At 37.9% G+C, this 18,862-nt stretch carries 21 protein-coding genes; 10 read left to right on the top strand and 11 right to left on the bottom strand.

Annotation, left to right across the window (positions count from 1 at the left end; translation table 11 throughout):
• The first annotated feature begins 12 nt into the window (after positions 1–12).
• Positions 13–996 (top strand): SEC-C domain-containing protein, encoded by a 984-nt coding sequence (locus tag C7B89_RS13510; RefSeq protein WP_004269384.1) that lies wholly within the window; start codon positions 13–15, stop codon positions 994–996.
• A 66-nt stretch (positions 997–1,062) separates the two neighbouring features.
• On the opposite strand, the gene C7B89_RS13505 is transcribed toward C7B89_RS13510, so the two are convergent.
• Positions 1,063–1,254, bottom strand: coding sequence for a zinc-finger domain-containing protein (locus C7B89_RS13505; protein ID WP_004269383.1), 192 nt, complete (start codon positions 1,252–1,254; stop codon positions 1,063–1,065).
• A gap of 187 nt (positions 1,255–1,441) precedes the next feature.
• Here C7B89_RS13505 and C7B89_RS13500 point away from each other — a divergent pair, with 187 nt between their 5' ends.
• The 4 genes from C7B89_RS13500 (at position 1,442) to C7B89_RS13485 (ending at position 4,343) form a co-directional block, all read left to right on the top strand.
• Positions 1,442–1,834: a ribonuclease HI family protein gene (locus C7B89_RS13500; RefSeq protein WP_054550808.1), complete on the top strand. Its 393-nt coding sequence runs from the start codon at positions 1,442–1,444 to the stop codon at positions 1,832–1,834.
• A gap of 232 nt (positions 1,835–2,066) precedes the next feature.
• A complete protein-coding gene (locus C7B89_RS13495; protein WP_054550807.1) occupies positions 2,067–2,864 on the top strand; it encodes an amino acid ABC transporter substrate-binding protein in 798 nt (265 codons plus the stop codon).
• Between the two features lie 67 nt (positions 2,865–2,931).
• Positions 2,932–3,588, top strand: a complete 657-nt coding sequence (locus tag C7B89_RS13490) for an amino acid ABC transporter permease (RefSeq protein WP_004269380.1) — start codon at positions 2,932–2,934, stop codon at positions 3,586–3,588.
• A gap of 11 nt (positions 3,589–3,599) precedes the next feature.
• Positions 3,600–4,343: an amino acid ABC transporter ATP-binding protein gene (locus tag C7B89_RS13485; protein ID WP_115673901.1), complete on the top strand. Its 744-nt coding sequence runs from the start codon at positions 3,600–3,602 to the stop codon at positions 4,341–4,343.
• A 183-nt stretch (positions 4,344–4,526) separates the two neighbouring features.
• Here C7B89_RS13485 and C7B89_RS13480 read toward each other — a convergent pair whose 3' ends face one another.
• From C7B89_RS13480 to C7B89_RS13470, 3 genes are all read right to left on the bottom strand, one after another.
• A complete protein-coding gene (locus tag C7B89_RS13480) occupies positions 4,527–5,780 on the bottom strand; it encodes an S-layer homology domain-containing protein (RefSeq protein WP_115673900.1) in 1,254 nt (417 codons plus the stop codon).
• A gap of 938 nt (positions 5,781–6,718) precedes the next feature.
• Positions 6,719–7,909, bottom strand: coding sequence for an MFS transporter (locus C7B89_RS13475; protein ID WP_421926419.1), 1,191 nt, complete (start codon positions 7,907–7,909; stop codon positions 6,719–6,721).
• 5 nt (positions 7,910–7,914) lie between these two features.
• Positions 7,915–8,313 carry a MarR family winged helix-turn-helix transcriptional regulator gene (locus tag C7B89_RS13470; RefSeq protein WP_004269373.1) on the bottom strand — a complete coding sequence of 133 codons (399 nt, stop codon included), beginning with the start codon at positions 8,311–8,313 and terminating at the stop codon, positions 7,915–7,917.
• A 167-nt stretch (positions 8,314–8,480) separates the two neighbouring features.
• Here C7B89_RS13470 and C7B89_RS13465 point away from each other — a divergent pair, with 167 nt between their 5' ends.
• Positions 8,481–9,035 carry a DJ-1/PfpI family protein gene (locus C7B89_RS13465; RefSeq protein ID WP_054550803.1) on the top strand — a complete coding sequence of 185 codons (555 nt, stop codon included), beginning with the start codon at positions 8,481–8,483 and terminating at the stop codon, positions 9,033–9,035.
• A 35-nt stretch (positions 9,036–9,070) separates the two neighbouring features.
• Here C7B89_RS13465 and C7B89_RS13460 read toward each other — a convergent pair whose 3' ends face one another.
• The 5 genes from C7B89_RS13460 to C7B89_RS13440 form a co-directional block, all read right to left on the bottom strand.
• Entirely contained in the window at positions 9,071–9,400 is a 330-nt protein-coding gene (locus tag C7B89_RS13460; protein WP_054550802.1) for a DUF3889 domain-containing protein, read from the bottom strand.
• A 55-nt stretch (positions 9,401–9,455) separates the two neighbouring features.
• Complete coding sequence (locus C7B89_RS23440; protein ID WP_004269370.1) at positions 9,456–9,587, bottom strand: hypothetical protein; 132 nt, start codon at positions 9,585–9,587, stop codon at positions 9,456–9,458.
• Between the two features lie 14 nt (positions 9,588–9,601).
• Entirely contained in the window at positions 9,602–9,826 is a 225-nt protein-coding gene (locus C7B89_RS13455) for a hypothetical protein (RefSeq protein ID WP_004269369.1), read from the bottom strand.
• A 125-nt stretch (positions 9,827–9,951) separates the two neighbouring features.
• Positions 9,952–10,788, bottom strand: coding sequence for a type II pantothenate kinase (coaW, locus tag C7B89_RS13450; RefSeq protein ID WP_036076313.1), 837 nt, complete (start codon positions 10,786–10,788; stop codon positions 9,952–9,954).
• A 636-nt stretch (positions 10,789–11,424) separates the two neighbouring features.
• Positions 11,425–12,159 carry an SDR family NAD(P)-dependent oxidoreductase gene (locus C7B89_RS13440; RefSeq protein ID WP_004269367.1) on the bottom strand — a complete coding sequence of 245 codons (735 nt, stop codon included), beginning with the start codon at positions 12,157–12,159 and terminating at the stop codon, positions 11,425–11,427.
• 214 nt (positions 12,160–12,373) lie between these two features.
• On the opposite strand from C7B89_RS13440, the gene C7B89_RS13435 reads away from it, so the two are divergent.
• Positions 12,374–13,195 carry a squalene/phytoene synthase family protein gene (locus C7B89_RS13435; protein WP_082148098.1) on the top strand — a complete coding sequence of 274 codons (822 nt, stop codon included), beginning with the start codon at positions 12,374–12,376 and terminating at the stop codon, positions 13,193–13,195.
• Positions 13,196–13,236: 41 nt separating this feature from the next.
• Here the strand turns inward: C7B89_RS13435 and C7B89_RS13430 are convergent, their stop codons facing one another.
• Positions 13,237–13,725 (bottom strand): metal-dependent hydrolase, encoded by a 489-nt coding sequence (locus C7B89_RS13430; RefSeq protein ID WP_115673899.1) that lies wholly within the window; start codon positions 13,723–13,725, stop codon positions 13,237–13,239.
• 156 nt (positions 13,726–13,881) lie between these two features.
• Between C7B89_RS13430 and C7B89_RS13425 the strand changes: the two genes are divergently transcribed.
• Positions 13,882–15,114: a ferredoxin reductase family protein gene (locus C7B89_RS13425; protein WP_115673898.1), complete on the top strand. Its 1,233-nt coding sequence runs from the start codon at positions 13,882–13,884 to the stop codon at positions 15,112–15,114.
• Positions 15,115–15,150: 36 nt separating this feature from the next.
• Here the strand turns inward: C7B89_RS13425 and C7B89_RS13420 are convergent, their stop codons facing one another.
• Positions 15,151–17,181, bottom strand: coding sequence for a methyl-accepting chemotaxis protein (locus C7B89_RS13420; protein ID WP_115673897.1), 2,031 nt, complete (start codon positions 17,179–17,181; stop codon positions 15,151–15,153).
• Between the two features lie 194 nt (positions 17,182–17,375).
• Here C7B89_RS13420 and C7B89_RS13415 point away from each other — a divergent pair, with 194 nt between their 5' ends.
• Positions 17,376–18,002, top strand: coding sequence for a nitroreductase family protein (locus tag C7B89_RS13415; RefSeq protein WP_016992492.1), 627 nt, complete (start codon positions 17,376–17,378; stop codon positions 18,000–18,002).
• A 350-nt stretch (positions 18,003–18,352) separates the two neighbouring features.
• On the top strand, positions 18,353–18,850 hold the full coding sequence (locus C7B89_RS13410; protein WP_004269361.1) for a hypothetical protein: 498 nt from the start codon (positions 18,353–18,355) through the stop codon (positions 18,848–18,850).
• Positions 18,851–18,862: the final 12 nt, after the last annotated feature.

Raw genomic sequence — 18,862 nt, 5'->3', positions numbered from 1 at the left:
AGTGTTCTAATTATGGTAAAACGTAATGATCCATGCCCATGCGGTAGCGGCAAAAAATATAAAAAATGTTGTGAAGGCAAACAACAAGTAACAGTGGAAGCAGTACAAATCGAAGAATTAGAGCGTGTGCTACAAACATTTTACTTAGAATATCCAGAACGTAAAGATGTTCGTGCCTATATTGAGCATGTGGGCACATGGCAGCCTAAATTAGAGAGCGTTTTACAGCGAGAGCTTATTGAAGCCATCGCTTTAGACGACTTTTTCTTCCATCAAGAGCCATCTATTTGGAAAAATTATTTGAAGAAAACGAAGAAAAAAGCGGTAAGACCTTCTACAGTCAAAGTACTTGAAGATTGGTCTCAGCCTACTTTATTTATTGGTACGGTGTCTGTTGTTGAGGAAAAATATTTCAAGGCTAATCATATACTTACAAATGATGAGCTTTATATTCGACGTGAAAATAACAAACCGATTCCTGAAGGTATGCATGTATTTGCCTTCATTTTACCAGATGGCACGAAGAAATCGGCTCATTATTTAGCTGTGTCTACACTGATTTTCTTCCCAGAGGATCATGCGAAGGTCTTTGAAGAATTTAAGAAGCGCTTTGAGGCTTCAGAGAAGAAGGTTGGCTCCTTCTTAAAAGAAGAGCACCTAGCATTTTGGGAGTTATTAGTATCAAATGGCTATAAGGGTGAGGAATTCTCAAACTTTGAGAGCAATGTCCTGACACAAGTAAAAGACTTCCTAGAGCAAAATGAGCGTGAAACAGCACCGATGCTTGAGCTTTTAGAAGACTATTTAATTGAAGGTCAACCGACTGCGCGTAAAGAAGCGGCCATTGCAGCTGGTGCGATTCGTTACGGTCAGGAAAAGGAGCTGTTTGAGTCCCTTTCTATGACGGTAAAAGAAATCGCTGCGACATTCGATATTTCGGCTTCCTCTCTTACAAAGTATTACCAAGATCTAAGCAGCTATGCTGAAACGAAATAATCTTGACAATTAAAGAAGCTACATGTACTAGCGTTTTGCTAATACATGTAGCTTTTTCTCATGTGTTTATTTGCTATAAACTTTTAAAAGTTCTTCCCCTAGGAACTGTAGCTTTTCTCCAACTGAACAGGCTTCAATGCAGAAACGATGAGCCCCTGGTTTACCACGTTCTTTACGTAATTGCTTAATCACTAAGCAATCCGAACAATACGTATCATGCAGTTCATCAATATCCTTCATAACCGTCACTTTATCCATGTTGAACTCTCGCTCCTTTCACGTCCAAAATTCACTTCCTACTATTATGAAGCGTTCAATTTCAACAAGCAACTATTTTGTTTACTTCCTACGTATTTTTTTCAAACACCAATTGCCCCACAAGGATGCTTTGCCCATAGCCTTGTTGTACAATTATAGAGAAGTCAAAACGCAAAGTAGGGATGATATGTTAGAGGTTTATATAGATGCTGCCAGTGCAGGAAATCCCGGGCCAAGTGGGATAGGAGTATTTATTAAAGGTGAAGGTCACCAGATCCAAATCAGCGAGTATATTGGTGAAACAAACAACCATATTGCTGAATTTTCGGCATTGGTTCGTGGTCTTGAAGAAGCACAAAAGCTAGGCTCCCCTCTTGTCTCGGTGCGTTCAGATTCCAAAATCGTTGTTGCTTCTATGGAAAAAGAATATGTGAAAAATGAGGAATTTAAACCTTATTTAGAAAAAGCTTTAGCGCTTGCCACTAGCTTTGATTTATTCTTTATCAAATGGGTGCCCGACTCACAAAACAAAGCGGCCGATGCCTTGGCACGAAAAGCAATCCAAAGCAAAAATGGCTAGCCTCATTTCACAGGACTGTTCTATAGGAGCAGTCCCTTTTTCTTTTCCCTATTCTTTAGTTACTTACTATCCCCCAATTTCATAATTTTATGATATTCAAAAAAATGCTAGATAACGCTGCTCATTTTCTGATTAATCGAAAACGATATTGACATTGTTAGAGTACGATGTTATCCTTTAACACATTAGTAGTTTAGCAAACGAAAGCGTTAGATTATAGGGGGAAACTAAAATGAAACGTGTATTGACTTTATTTATGATGCTGACAGCTGTCATCGTTTTAGCAGCATGCGGTACTTCAAAAGAAAAGACAGCAGAAAAAGACGAAACAGCAGCAGATCAAGAAAAAATTATTATCGGAATTGACGATAAATTTGCACCAATGGGCTTCCGCGATGATAAAAACGACATCGTTGGATTCGATATTGATTTAGCTCGCGCTGCAGCAGAGCATATGGGCGTTGAAGCAGAATTCCAACCAATCGATTGGAAAACAAAAGAGGCTGAATTATTAAGTGGACGTATTGATTTAATTTGGAACGGTTATACCATTACAGATGAACGTAAGGAAAAGGTTTTATTTACAAAGCCTTATCTTGAAAACTCTCAAGTTGTGATAACAAAGGCAGATTCAAAGATTACGAAGCTAAGTGATTTAGCTGGACAAGAAGTAGGTATTCAATCCCTTTCTTCTGCAGCCGATGCATTAAACGGTAATCCAATTCACAAAGAAGTGAAAAAAATTACAGAATTTGCGGATAATGTTTTAGCATTATCAGACTTAAAAACAGGCCGTGTTGATGCTGTGGTAATTGATGCTGTAGTTGCAGAATATTACATGACACAAGAGCCTGACACATTCAAATTATTAGAGGAATCACTCGCACCTGAGCAATACGGTATTGGTGTGAAACCAGGAAATGAAGCCTTATTAGAAAAACTACAAGCCGCGTTAGACAAAATGAATGAAGACGGTACTGCGGCTGACATTTCAACAAAATGGTTCGGTGAAGATAAAGTATTAAAATAATGACAGGATACATCAACTGTAAGAGTTTCCTTAGCGGAACTCTTACTCTTTTTGGAGGGACATCGTTATGGCGGATTACTGGCAAACTATGATATTACCGATGCTAGAAGGGGCAAAAATGACAGTTTTACTGTTCTTCATTGCCATTCTGGTATCGATTCCATTTGGCTTTTTACTAACACTCGCCGTAAAAAGTCGGATAAAACCACTTGCTTGGCTTGCACATACGTATATTTATATCATGCGTGGTACACCACTATTACTACAATTATTATTAATTTGCTTTGGTTTACCTATGCTGCCAGTAATCGGTGAATATTTAGTACTCGATCGTTTTGTGGCCGCTTGTCTTGGCTTTATTTTAAATTATGCTGCCTACTTTGCAGAAATATTCCGTGGTGGTCTTCTTGCCATCGATAAAGGACAATATGAGGCAGCCCAGGTACTCGGTTTATCCAAATGGCAAACGACGACACGTGTTATTTTGCCACAAATGTTTCGTGTCGCCTTACCCGCATTATCAAATGAATCCGTTACACTAATTAAGGATACAGCCCTACTTTATGCAGTTGCTGTTCCAGAATTACTACATTTTGCGCAAACAGCTGTCAATCGTGACTTCACAATTACACCGTTCTTTATTGCTGGAGCAATTTACTTAGTCATGACCCTTGTATTGACCGTGTTCTTTAAATGGCTAGAAAAACGCTTTAAATTCGAATAGAGGTGACACATATGGCATTAATGGAAGTAACAAATTTGAAGAAATCTTTCGATCAGGTGGAGGTTCTGAAACAAATTACATTTTCAGTAGAGAAGAATGATGTCATTGCAGTTATCGGTCCCTCTGGATCTGGGAAAAGTACAATGCTTCGAAGCTTAATACATTTAGAAGAAATCGATGGTGGCAGTATTGTAGTAGATGGCGATTATTTAGTGCAAGATGGTCGATATACAAAGCCACAAGACATCAAAGCAATCACAGCTAAAATGGGGATGGTCTTTCAACACTTTAACCTGTTCCCCCATTTAACCGTTCAGCAAAACCTTGAAATGGCACCGAGCTTATTAAAAACAGAATCGACAGAAGCCATTACAAAACGCTGTCAAGATTTACTACAAAAAATTGGTCTTGCCGACAAGGCCAAGGCTTATCCAGCTAATCTTTCTGGCGGCCAAAAACAGCGGGTAGCAATTGCACGTGCCCTTATGATGAATCCTCAAATTTTATTATTTGATGAGCCTACCTCTGCCTTAGATCCTGAGCTGACAGGCGAAGTATTAAAGGTTATGAAAAGCCTAGCAGAGGATCAGATGACGATGATTGTGGTAACACACGAAATGGGCTTTGCACGAGAGGTAGCAAATAAGGTCGTCTTTATGGATGGTGGTCAAATTATCGAATCTGATCATCCAAACAACTTCTTTACAAACCCTCAAAACGACCGTACAAAGGCATTTTTACAAAAGAATCTTTAGTAGAGCGGCTTTTTGTTGCTCTACTTTTTATTTTTCTTACTTGTGTGTGCTTCGAAATAAATTTTTTATAGACTCGTTAAGTTTTTTTAAAATCTCTATATTTCCCACTGCTATGTATAGACCTATAAAAAGATACGATCGCAATCGTACCTTTTTTATTAGTTTCAATGGAATTATCAACTCCTATTTCGCTACTTCATAAATGAACATACTTCCATCATCTGTTCTTCCTCTTAGTTTTTCATCAGATTTAACCTTTACTCCATTTAAAGCCCAAAAGCGATAGGTTTCACCCTTCGTAAATTCATTTTTTGATGAACCTGTTGGGGATGTTATATGAAACTGTGCAACTTTACTTTTATCTACAACTAAGTTTGAAGCAAAGTGCATGTCAGAACCATTGCTAACACTTAGAAGACTTACGTCTCTACTTGGCTTGAATGTGTATTCATAGTAGATAGCGTAAACTCCTTTATTCAGAAAAGCTATATTGTTGCTTTCATTAAAAAACATATCTTTAAAAATACCTTTTGGTTTAGAGCCAGTTGTATCCACAAAAACAGCATGTTCAATTGTCGCAATACCAGTGTTATTTAAATACGTATGTGGTTTACCCAGAACATCTTCATATCCACCGTATTCTGATTTCTTAAAGTTGGAAATAGTTAAGATGTTCGTTCCTGTGCTAGCAACTTCACGAAGTTCTTTTAGCCCTGTGAAATCAGATGGGGCTTTTTTCATAGCATCCATGAAGCGGATAAGGATAGTTGCTACCTCGGCACGTGTTGAATTGCCATTAGGCTTGAATGTGAAATCTTCATAGCCTGTCAGCAAGCCAGTACCAAGTGCTACCCCAATATACGGTAAATCCTTCTTGTTTACACCGCCACCATAAAACTCAGGAATCGGGATAAGTGTAAGGCTTGAATTCGCCATTTCCTCAATCGCTTTGCCATAATCAGCATTCGCATGTGCTAAACCATTTGCTAACCAGCGAGACATGTCACCGCGAGTCATTGCTTTGTTTGGTTCAAATCTGTTATTTGAGAAATCACTAGCTTTAATGAAACCAACAGCTAGTCCTTCTTGAATAGCGTCATTTGCCCAATGTGAAGCTCCAACATCTGAAAATTTAGATGGTGTACGGTCGTTGCCATCGAATACGCGTGATAGGAATGTCGCAAACTCTGCACGTGTTACTTGAGCAGATGGTTTATATGTGCCATCGCTGTAACCTGCAACAAGCCCTTTTTCTGCTACTTGCTTAATAGACTCATAAGCCCAATGCGATTTAGGCACATCTTTAAATGTCGTTTTTGTTGCCGCTTCTGCAACCGAATAAGTAGCAGGAATAGCGTAAACAGGCGTCGCCACAGCTAGAGCTAAAGTCGCAAGTAATAATTTGTTTGAATTCTTTCTAAAAGTACCACGTTTCATATTTTTTACCTCCAAATGAATTAGATTCTTTTATACTATAATTTTACCATTTTTAGAGGATCTATCAAATTCCCCAAGGTCATTAGTTAGTCCCCCTATTCCTGAAAAAGATTTTAATAAAATGAAAAACCCGCTTCAAAAAACCATCAATGAGCCATAACACAAAAGTTACGACAAATAGTGATTTTTGAAGTGGGTTCTTCCCATTAATTAAATTACTATTATGTTTCATAGTTTTTTAAAATTGAACAATCTTGATTAGAAAAATCATAATAATTTTGGAGGTATTATAGATGAGTGTAAGTAACGTAATCAGAGTGGATATTGAAAGCTTTGAAATTAAGCTATTAAAAGAGAATTGTTATATTGACTATGTTATTAGATTTCAATGAGGGTTCCTATTTCATTTAACTAATAAGCATTTTTGAATACACATCTTAAATAACTGAACTCTATTACTTGTGGTTTCTATCCATGACAATTAAATTTACATTATTTGAAAAAAACCGTTTATCCATGTTATAATTCTTAGTGAAGATGTATATAAGTAAATAAGACCATTGGTGCTGGAACACCAATGGTCCTAGTAACAAGATGAATCGCTTCAAAGGCGATTTGCAAAGTGATGAAAGTAAACCATCTCACATGCTGGCGAGGCAGGGGCGGTTTACTTTTTTTGTGTAAAAGTAAATGACAATGCAAGTACAGAAACAATAAGTGTTGAAAGACTTATCGCAACCATTATTGCTTCAAAAATAGTCAAAGGCATCAACTCCTTTCTCTTCCATAAGTTGAATGAGATAGGTTAATATTGTGCCAACCGCCCATGAAACCTCTATCTAGTTACTCTCTTATTATACCATATTTTGGTCTAAAACGGCCACGCTACATGATTGCCTATAATCATAAAAACAGTTGGGACAGGCCCAACTGTTTTACTATATATTCACTATTTTTTTCGGTTTCATCTTTGCAAGTCGTAATAGATAAATAATAAAGACAACCCCTAGTAAGCCTGCACCTGACAGGTAGACTGAAGCATAGCCTGCCTGCACGGCTACCATTCCTAAAATATAAGAACCTAGTGCGATTCCAAGGTCAAACATCGTAAAATAGGTTGCTGTAGCATAGCCACTTCGCTGGATGGCTGTGGATTGAACGGCTAATGCTTGCAAGCTTGTCGTCACAGCACCATAGCCGAAACCTACAAAAATAGCAGCACTCAAAAATAATACGGGCCCCTCTACAAAAGCGAGCATAACGAGCCCGATGGCGAAGGAGATAATGCCGGGAATAATAACAAATTGTGGTCCCTTCGTATCATAAAGTTTACCTGTGTACGGACGCGTAATTAACATGGATGCAGCAAACACCGCATAAAAAAGACTGGCCACAGCCATTAAATCCTTTTGCTGTGCATAGACCGATAAAAAGGATAAAACACTGGCATACGAAAAGGCTACTAAACTAGCAATCGCAGCAACAGGTAACGCTTTTCGCTCAAACAAATCATCAAATTTAAAGGTTAGTTTTCCTTCATGTGCAGGTTTCGGTAAATCATCAGTATTGACCGTTAACGCTAGAATTCCTCCTGCTAGAATACAGATACTCATAACGATGAACAATACGTTAAAGGTACTATATTGTATTAATAATAGTCCGATAAATGGACCAATAACGACAGCTAGATTTGTAGACATCGTGAAATAGCCAAGGCCTGCTCCTTTTCGTTTAGCTGGAACGATATCAGCCGCTAAAGATCCTGCAGCTGTTGTAATAATACTAAAGAAAATCCCTTGTATAAAACGTAGAACAAGTAAAAGGCCGAATGGATGAATAAATAAATATAAGACGGTACATATAAAATAGCCCCCGATTGAGAGGACTAACAGTTTTTTCTTACCAAATACATCTAACAGTTTTCCTGAAAACGGGCGTACAATGATAGCTGACAATAAAAAGCCAGACAATAGAAGCCCTGCCTCCTTATCTGTCTGATGTAGCTCCCCTATTGCATAAAGCGGCAAAGTCGTTACAAGTCCATAAAATACAAAAAAAACTGAGATATTCGTTAAAAATAGACTAATGAAACGCTTCGTCCATATTTGTGTATTCTCTTCTTGCTGCATGTCCATCAACCTTTCATTTTTTCCAATAGCTTCAGAAATTGCTCTTGTTCTTCGGCAGTTAAAGAACCTACCATTTCCTCCTCAAACGCTCGAATAGTCGCTGTAATGGCTGGTAGGCGCTCCTCTGCTTGTGTGGATAAAGTCACTATCTTTTCTCGTTTATCCTCACCATCTAATCGTTGTACCCAGCCCAATGCCTCAAGCCTTGTAATCGCTCTGGTGATACTTGGCGCTTCCACATTTAAATATTTCCAAATTTGCGTCAGTGTCATCGGTCCATTTTTATGTAAGCAATATAAAATGGTCCACTGAGAACTATATAAATGATGCTGTTTCAGCACTTCATTTAAGCAATTAGTTAAATAGCGATTTTTTTGGAATAAAGCATGGAAAATTGGATTCATCACTATCAACCTCCTAAAATTATTTACCTAGCTAAATAAATACTATACGCTTCATTTTTTTCTTTGTAAAGGAAGTAATTTGCCAAGATGGCTTGACCAGCAGCAGGAAATTTTTTGCATGTGTCGAATAAAAGTTAATAAACTTTCAATGTAAAGGAGATGGAATCATGGGGAAAAAAGTTTTAATACTTGCAGGAGATGCCGTAGAGGCTTTAGAGATTTTTTATCCTTATTATCGTTGTCTTGAGGCAGGCTATGATGTCACAATTGCAGCACCATCAGCTAAGAAATTACAAACTGTACTACACGATTTTGTAGATGGCGTGGATACATACATCGAGCGACCTGCCTATGGTTTAGAGGCACATGCTTCTTTTGCTGATGTTGATCCAACCCATTTTGATGGATTGATTATTCCTGGTGGTCGTGCGCCAGAATACATTCGTTTAAATGAGCATGTGCCAACACTCGTATCCCACTTTTTCGAAGCGAATAAACCGATTGCAGCCGTTTGTCATGCGGCACAAATTTTCGCAACGATTCCTGAAGTGCTAAAAGGACGTGAGCTGACAGCCTATATTGCTTGCAAGCCAGAGGTGCAAGTGGCTGGCGCTACTTATATTGATGCCAATCTTCATACAGATGGCAATTTAGTAAGTGGACATGCCTGGCCTGATTTACCAGGCTTGATGCGTGCGTTTATTCAAAAGCTTGAAAGTTAAATGAATGAGGATGCCTTTTCTGGGCATCCTTTTTTTCATGACGTACTTTCTTGTAATTCAATTTTTTCTACCTTTTGTGTTGCACTTTGATAACTAATTCTTACATAGACACCAAATTCCTTATCGGGTTGCTTGAGCCAGAGCTTAAACTTTTCGATTGTTGACGCCCCATGTACTTCTTTACCCTCATGCAAATAATCGATAATTTTGGCTGAAGGATATTTTGCCTTTACCTCTTTGATGGCCATTTGTCCCCATTTGGCATAGGCTGGAGGTGCTTCTTGTTGTGCATTTGCAACCATTGCTGTTTGTATGAACACAGTAAGACAAACAAGCACAATCCCAAGTAAATATAACTTCCTCACTTGAATCACTCCTTTAAAAAATAAGCGCTCCAAAAAGATTTGGAGCAGCTTGTCTTTATTGCTTTGGCTGTTGAGGGTTATTATGAATGACTTGGTTAAACTCTGCTGAGTACTCCTCACGATCATTCTTTTTATGTGTATCTTCCTTCTTTTTCTTTTTAAAGCTTGTTTTTCTCTTTTTTGCCATGATTTGTACCTCCGTTATTTCGTTTTATTGGACTGCTGGTTTTTATCATGATTCGTTTTATTGTTTTTATTTTTAGCTTTCGCATCAAATTCTGCTGCGAATTCTTCGTTTAAGTTGTCATTCGGATTGTTATTATTGCTATTACTTCGATCAAGATCTTTGCTTTTGTAGGTACCAAAAGGATTATGCGTTCGCATATTCATGGTTTTACTGTTATTCCGATTATTACGTTTGCCCACGTAACATCACCTCCTGCACATAATTTGTTCAAATAGAGGCGTTACTATGTAGATCAGTTTCTTCGCTAATTGTAAAAAAAATGAACATGACTAATGTGCATTAGTCATGTTCATTCTTATCCGTCCTAGACAATTGTATATTCTGTAATGTTCAGCAATGCTCCAACAGCACCTGAAAAACCATGATCGTTAATAAAGACAGGTGTATGCTTCTTTGTGCGTGTATAATTTGCAATCACACGGGCAAGATGAGCATTATTGCTGAGAGTTGATCCAATATAGACAATATGCTGAGCCTTTTTTTCTTCCGCATATTGAATGCTAAGCGTGGTAATAACTTCACCTACTAGACCCTGAACAGTCGCTATAATATCCTCTGCAGGATGTTTCATGGACTGGGTAATGCCTACTTTCCCAAAATTACTTGCAGTTAAATGACCATCAATAGGTGTATCCATGCCCTGATAAATGTCCTTAACTAATAAATCAATGCTCTCACGATGGCCCTTGTCAGCCATTTCTCGTATTTCATTGTAATCTGTAATCCCTGTTGTAAGCGCTGACAATCCAATTAACGTCCCACCACCAACGCCTGTCCCGCCAACGCGAATATGGGTATTGCCCTCCATGTAATGAATGGAAGTGCCTGTCCCGATATTGGTAATCATGCTACGCTCAAAAAAGTAGCCTTCTTTATTTAGTAAAAATCGGACACCCTTTAATGTTGCTTCAAATTCCACTATATAATGAATCGATTTCATTGTTTTAATGACATCAAGTAATTGCTCTGTACGTCCCCCCGTAACACCAATATCCTCAATATCTGGATGATCGATAATCCATTTTTTTACAGATTGCAGATCATTAGACGGAAAGGTTGTTAAAACAAGTTCATTGTGTTGATCTAAATAAGCAACCTTTGTCAATGTGCCGCCTGCATCAATACCTATAGCCTTTGGCATACAATTCTCCTTTGTTTTTATTACGCAACTTTGTCATATAATGATTGCAGTTTACGCGAAGATTAAGGCAACTATTAAAGTACATGCCCTCTTTGGTACGAAGGATTTTGCAAGGAGTTTTGTGTGCCAAAATCCTGACCAATTAATTTGTTCGTACAAAAGCTAAACGCTCAGTACAATCCCCCAAATTGTGTAATGACATTTTCGCCCTTTCTAAACTTTAACGCTGTTGAAATGATTGTGCAATAACTTCGTAAACTTTCATGAAAAAATCATGGAAAATATCAAATTTTTTCTATATGATAGCTGAATTTTAATGCATTTCTAAAGCTTTATTATCATTCTACTAAAAAAATAAAGCTTTGTTAAAGCATAATGCTGTTTTTGAAATTTAACGAATATTCTAAAGCGGAATATGAAGATTTATATAAACAGATTCCAGGAGAGCACTCATTAGTGCTTGAAATGAAGAGATTAGCTATGCACGATGCCTATCATATTAAGGCGCTTTGGGTGGTTCATGAAATAGTGATGGGAGAGTCCAAATCGGACGTTCCACTATTTAAATCTTGAAATGTAAAAAAAAGTGAAAATGCACTGCTTGAACAGGCACTTTCACTTTCCTAAAACGATTAATTAGCGTGCTGAATAGCCACCATCAATGACAAGCTCGGCACCTGTAATGTAAGAAGCTTCATCAGATGCTAAAAATAAAATAGCATTCGCTACTTCTTCTGGTTGACCAAGGCGACCCATTGGTGTTGCTCTTACTAACATATCCATTGCTTCTTTTGCTTCTGATAATTTAGCAGTCATTGGTGTTTCAATGACACCAGGGAATACTGTATTGACACGAACATTGAAAGCACCAAGCTCTGATGCCGCTGCACGAGCAATCGCACGTAAAGATCCTTTAGAGGCTGTATAGGCATTAAAGCCAGCGCCAATAATTGCAGTGTAAGAGGATGTATTAACGATAGAGCCTTTCCCAGCTTCTTTCATATAGTTAGAGGCATGTTTAATGCCCAGGAAAGGTCCAAAGGCATTGATATTATGCATGATTGACCAATCCGCTTGTGTAATTTGATCTGGCCCTTTTTCGGATGAAATACCAGCATTGTTAATTAAAATATCAATGCGACCATATTTCTCCACAATGGCTTTCGTCACTTCTGCCCAGTTTTCGTCAGAGGAAACATCTAATTTCATCCCCTCTACATGGTCAAGCTCAGAAATTTTTGCTAGGTTATCTTCATTAATATCAGCTGCAATTACCGTAGCACCCTCTTGGGCAAACAATTTCGCCATTGCTGCACCCATACCAGATGCGCCACCAGTAATCATCGCAATTTTGTTATCTAAACGTCCCATTTTTCTAAACTTCCTCTCTTCTGTAATGTGGTTTAACTTATACTTTCGTCCACAAAGAAAGTATAAGCTTAAATAGTTTACTATTAAACTATATCACTTTTAGGAAACGTTTTCAAAGAATATCTCTCTAAATATGAACAATCTGTTTTATCTTTCCCTATTTTTACGATACGATATACTATAGATGTGGAACCATTTGAACGGAGGAATACAAGTGAACGAGCAAAAAAGACTTTACAAAGAAGCGATGCAGGTTTTGAAAGATACAAGCCGCACGTTTTATATACCTATTACATTTTTAAAAAATGATTTAAAGATATCAGTGGCTGCAGCCTATTTAGCAATGCGTGCTATTGATGAAATTGAAGACCATGAAGAACTTTCTAATGATGTAAAATTTGATTTACTGTCAGCTACGAGTGAATTACTAAAGGACAATTTCAATAACGAAGCCTATCAGTCATTACTCGCACCTTATGCAGAGCTATTACCTGAAGTATCCCTTCGTTTAGCAGATTGGCTGACATTTTGCCCTGAGGAATCCAGAAAAATTGTACAGGCTTCCACAAGTGAAATGGCTTTTGGGATGGCAAAATGGGCAAAGGCGAATTGGCAGGTCCGCACACGTGAGGATTTAGACGATTATACATACTACGTGGCTGGGCTTGTAGGGACGATGCTGTCTGAGCTTTGGGCATGGGGTGCAGGCGTTCAAACGGATCGCGAGCTAGCAATAGGCTATGGCCGTGGATTGCAGGCTGTCAACATCTTACGTAATCAGCATGAGGATTTAGATGAACGTGGTGTAAGTTTCGTACCAGAGGGATGGACACGCGAGGATTTATTTGCGTATGCAGAAGAAAATTTAGCCAAAGCAGATTTATATATGAAGGATATCAATAAACGTACTATTCTGCTATTCTGTCGCCTACCACTTGCCTTAGCCCACAAAACACTAAAGGCAATGCAAGAAGGACGAGAAAAAATGACTCGTGCTGAGGTAGAGCAAACTGTTGAAGAGGTACAGGCAGACTAACATGAAAAGCCCCAGTAAACGATTACTGGGGCTTTTCTTATTTATATCGCATCAATAAATCTTACAATTAATTCATAGCTGAAATAGATGGATAGCATCGATAACAACATCAGTACGATACCTTCTACCTTGCTACCAGTTTTCGTTGTAAGTGGAAAACGAATGGAGACAGTCGCAGGGAAAAATAGTTTAACCCCTTTTTTTGTACACATATCAAGTATGATATGACTAGCCATCCCGATAATTATTCCAATAGATATCGCTCGATAGGGAATCAACATATGTAATAAAACCATCATGCTTATTAAAAACAACAAACTATGTGTAAAGGAACGATGTCCAAATACTGTATTCACTAGCTTCGCGATGAGGGGAAATGTTCGACCTATTTTACTACCTCTATGACAAATATCTGGAAGTAATGCACCAATAACCCCCGCACCAACTAAGACAAGTGGGTTATCATTTGAAAACTGAGCAAAGGCAAGACTTGCTGTAATGCCCCCAACGATATGGGTATTCCCTTGCATAAATTACTTCCACTCCTTTTCTCTTATTTTTCCTTCTTAATGTAACATAATTCGACACAAAAGGGAACATACATTCCGAACGTACGCTCGAAACTTTTTCCACTCTGATTGTATAGCTAGTTAAATTATGGATAAACATAGTGATGGAGGTTAAATATGAGAGCCTATAAAGGAATACTTTTTATTTTCATCATTTTGTGTGGTAGTGCTTTGCTTTGGTATTTTAGCAAACCGATGGCACCGATTCATCCGTTGAACACACTTAGTCATGTCATTGGTGGCTTAGCCATAACTTGTTTATTTCTTGTATTCTTATTAGCTACACGAATAAAAATGTTAGAGCGATGGTTTAGTGGTCTTGAGCATGTCTATTTTTATCATAAATTACTAGCAATCCTTTCACTTGTATTGATCCTTATTCACGGGCAATTACAAAAAATGATTCCTGATGAAGAGCTAACGCAACAAACACCACTCAACGAATTCGCAAAAGATCTTGGCGAGCTTGCTCAATACGGCTTTATCTTCCTAATCATTCTTGCCTTTATTGCAAAATTCCTGAAGTACGAGCATTGGCGCTGGCTTCATCGCTTATTACTTGTACCCTATACATTGGGTATTTATCATGCTTATTTTTCTAGCCACTATGATTTATTACAACCCTCAGCTTTAGGGATTTTTACAGCATTAACAACTACAATTGGATTTATGTCAGCCCTTTATATGCTGACAATGTATCAGGATATGTTCTTTCCCTATAAAGGTCAGATTTCATCTATTCAAAGGCTGACTCCTGAGATATTGGAAATTAAGTTGAAGCTTACAAAACAGCTGGATTATCGACCAGGACAATTTCTCTTTCTGAAAGTCTTTCAAGAGGGTATCGAAAAAGCACCACATCCCTTCTCTATTTCTGGAGGGTGTGGACAACAAATCAATCTTACAATGAAAGCTATTGGAGATTATACCAAACAGGTCTACAACCTTATTCAGGTTCATACAGAGGTTGCTGTAGATGGCCCCTATGGTCATTTTGACTTCGGCAACGGGAATGCACAGCAGCTATGGATTGCAGGTGGTATGGGCATCACCCCATTTCTTGCCTATTTACACACGCAGCCTGATAAGAAAATTGACTTATATTATTCTTTTCACGGGCAAGACAATGTCATCTACAAAGATTTTTTAGAGGATTATGCACAAGCAAATGACCATTTTACTGTCACATTTATTGATACAACACAGCGCAATAGACTCTCTGTTGATGAGTTATCCTTTTCTCCACAAACTAGTATTTATATATGTGGACCAGAAAAAATGATCAAGCATTTCAAATCGGCTGCACCTAAGAAAAATGTAAAATGGGAAGCTTTTTCATTTAGATCTTAAAAAGGTGTACACCTAAATCTAGATGTACACCTTGCACTAAATCGTGAATTTAGTTGCTTCTTCTTGCAGATTTTGAGCAAGTTGTGCTAACTGCTCAGAGGCTACAGACATCTCATTCATTGTCGATGCCTGCTCATCCGTGATGGCCGATACATTTAATGTATGATCATTTGTTGCAAGTGCCTGTTTGCTAATTGCCTGTACTTTTTCGGTTACTGCCTGCAACTTTTCAAAAGCATCAGATGTCGTTTTGCTTGTCTTTTGCATGGTGTTTTGGAGACCTTCAGTTGCACTGGCAATTGTATCGAAGGTCATGCCTGCCTGTTGAACAGAGCCAATGCCTTGATAAGCTATTTTTCGACTTTGCTCCATCATCTCTACTGCGTCATTCATTTGTTCCTGAATCGTCTGCACAACCTTTGCAATATCTAACGAAGCACGGCTAGTTTGTTCAGCTAGTGCTTTAACCTCTCCTGCAACAACGGCAAAGCCTTTCCCTGCTTCCCCTGCTCGTGCTGCCTCAATGGCAGCATTAAGTGATAGTAAATTAGTTTGGTCGGTAATAGCCGAAATGAGCTGACTCATCTGCTCTATTTGAATCGAATGCTCCTTCAAGCCATTCACCAGATTGGCACTACTGTCAACCTGTGCATGTAGGTGGACAATATCATTCACGAAACCATGTATTTTTTGTGATCCGCCAGTAGCAAGTTCAGAGGTTTTTTGTGATTGTTGGACTGCTTCATGTAAATCGTCCATGGCGGTCTTCATATCCCCACCTAGTTGTGTTGTTACACCCTCTAACTCCCCACTCACCTGTTGTTGTGAACTCGTATTTTCTGCCACCTCTTGCATAGAAATCGCAACTTCTGTGACAGTTTTATTAACCTCTTGCACACTTGCCGTTAATTCCTCTGCAGTAGAAGCAACTGTCTCGGTTTCAGCTACAATGCGCTGCATCATCGAACCTAATGCTTCCACAGAGTCATTATAATACTGCGCCATTTCACCAAATTCGTCCTTCGTATGAACGGCCATTTGTTGCGTTAAATCACCTGTAGCAAGATAGCCTAAATGAGTATTCATTGTTTTCACTTCCCCACGGATATAACGAGCAAGGAAATAAATACTAATTGCGATAAGTAAAATTAGAACGACACTGATCACGATTTGCTGTTGAAGCATTGCCTGTATTTCGCCGTAAAGCTCAGTTGTCGGAACCAGTAAAACTAACTTCCACGGCATATCTTGTATTTGCATAAATTGTAAGGTAAAATCACTACCCTGACTGCTTGTATGTATTAACTTTTTTTGCTCAGAAATCTGCTCCACAGGCATGTTCAATAACTGCTGGATCGTTTCTTTATTCACTTTATTTACATCAGGGTGCGTTAAAATTTTGCCACTATCATCAATTAAAAATGCATAACCACTCTCTCGAATTTTCACGTCAGAAACAATGGATTGAATTGAATCTAATACATAATCCCCTGTAATAACGCCAATGGGCTTAGAATCTTTGACAATTTGTGTACCAAATGAGATAAACATTTCCCCAAGAGCTTCATCAAAATAAGGTGCAGTATGAACTACCTTACTAGATTGGATACTATTGCGATACCATTCTTGCTCGTGAAAATGATAGGCAGGATCTTCATAAGCATCCGTAGAGACAATTTTTTCTTCTTCCTTATAGGCATAAGGCCCGAAAATTTCTCCTTTTGCCACATCCTCCTCTAGCCATAATCCCATACCATACGTTTCCTTATTGAAAGGCAATAGCTGCTGTACGTAGCGAATAAATTGCTCTCTGGTCATCATACTGTCAGCCGATTCTATTGTTGTCTTTGCACTATTTATGAGCTGAATGTGTGCATGCAATTTGCTCTCAACGGAACCTGCAACATCATCCGCTAGTATAGACATTTCATTTTCAATAGAGCTTTCAAGTTCATTGGATACGTTCAAATAGTTAAGGAAGGTCATACCACCTAAAAAAACAGTGATGACAGGAATAAGCATTGCGATTTTTGCCATAATATTTAAATTTCCTAATAGCTTTTTCATTCACCTTCACTCCATATCTATTATTATTGCTCTATTCCATCTCTAGTATAAATGGATTATACCTACAAAAATATGTTTTTTTTGTAACTTTTAAATCCTAGATTCAAGACTCTTTAATTCGAGCAATTTACTTGGAAAATGAATTCATTTATCGTATAGTAAAAAACGCATCATACCATGAAGGAGACAAAATAATGACAGTGACAAAAAGTTCTTTAACTAAAGTTATGCACGAGCGTAAATCCGTTCGTAAATACGATGAAAACTTTAAAATCCCGCAGCAACAATTAGAAGAATTACTTGTAGAAGCAACGTCTGCTCCATCGTCTAGTAACCTACAGCCTTGGCGCTTTTTAGTAATTCAGGATGAAGCGGTCAAAAAAGAGCTACGTGCTATTGCCAATAACCAAGAACAAGTAGAAACTTCCTCAGCAATTATTGCCGTTTTAGGTGATACAAAGATGTACGAAAATGCCGAGGCTGTCTATACAAAGAACTTCGATCTTGGCTATATCAATGAGGCAACAAAAGATTTAATGATTAACAACTCAATCAATCTATATTCTCAACTTCCCCAAGAAGTGTTAAAAAATATCGTTACATTTGATGCTGGTCTAATTTCCATGCAGATTATGCTACTAGCTAAAGACATGGGCTATGATACAGTGCCAATGGGTGGATTTAATAAAGAAGCCTTTGCTCAACGCTTTGAATTAGCTGACCATATCGTCCCAGTTATTTTAATTGCAATTGGTAAGGCAGCCGCACCTGCTTACAATTCTTCCCGCATTGAACTTGAGCACATCGCCAAATTCATTTAATACACGTGAAAATAGTCATCTTACAATGTAGTTAAGATGGCTATTTTTATTTTTTGTGGCATTTCTTGTGCATCAACCATCATAGGATAGTAATGTTTTTGTACGTAATTTTTGAAATTAATAAAACGGAAAATGATTCTCAAAAACTAGCATAATAATGTTCCCAAGGATATTTTTTGCATTTTTATCACAAGGCACTCAAAAAATCATCATTAAAGTCTTAAATAATCAACTTCATTCTAGTACATTTGTGCGATTTCTACTAAATATTACATCTAAATTGTTGTAGCTTAAACACTTGAGGATTGTTATGATTAGGAGGTATTTTCATATGAAGGGAGGTTTTTCTGATGAATTATGACTATAATGATTCTTATTATTACTCAGATTTAGATGCAGCCATGGGTGGTTTATTTTTTATCTTTATACTAGCCGCTCTTGCTATTGGTTTAATTGCCTACATTATTAGTGCACTTATTTATTTTATGACATCTAAAACAAATGGTTTTGGAGATGTAGCCTATATTGCTTGGATTCCCATTATTAATGTATATAGTCTCTTCCTGCTGACAGCTGGTGGGGATACTCGAGAAACAATACGTGCAACAGCTTTAAAAAATACCCTTATTTATGCAGGCTTGATCATTGTTTCGTTTATTCCATTTATCGGTATTCTGGCTTCTTTAGGAGCGGCAGGCTTTACACTGTATTTCACGTATCGCCTATTCTACCGCTGGTGTGGCGAAACAGGTAAGGCAGTATTATACACAATTTTAATGGTAATAACAGGTGGATTGTTCTTTGCCATCTACGGCTTAATGCGTATGAACAGACCTTTCGTTGCTTAATTGTTTAAAACC

Source organism: Lysinibacillus capsici (genome assembly GCF_003367505.1).
Classification (GTDB): Bacteria; Bacillota; Bacilli; order Bacillales_A; family Planococcaceae; genus Lysinibacillus; species Lysinibacillus capsici.
Note: the sequence above shows the minus strand (reverse complement) of the source record. Positions and strands in the feature narration are given on the sequence as shown.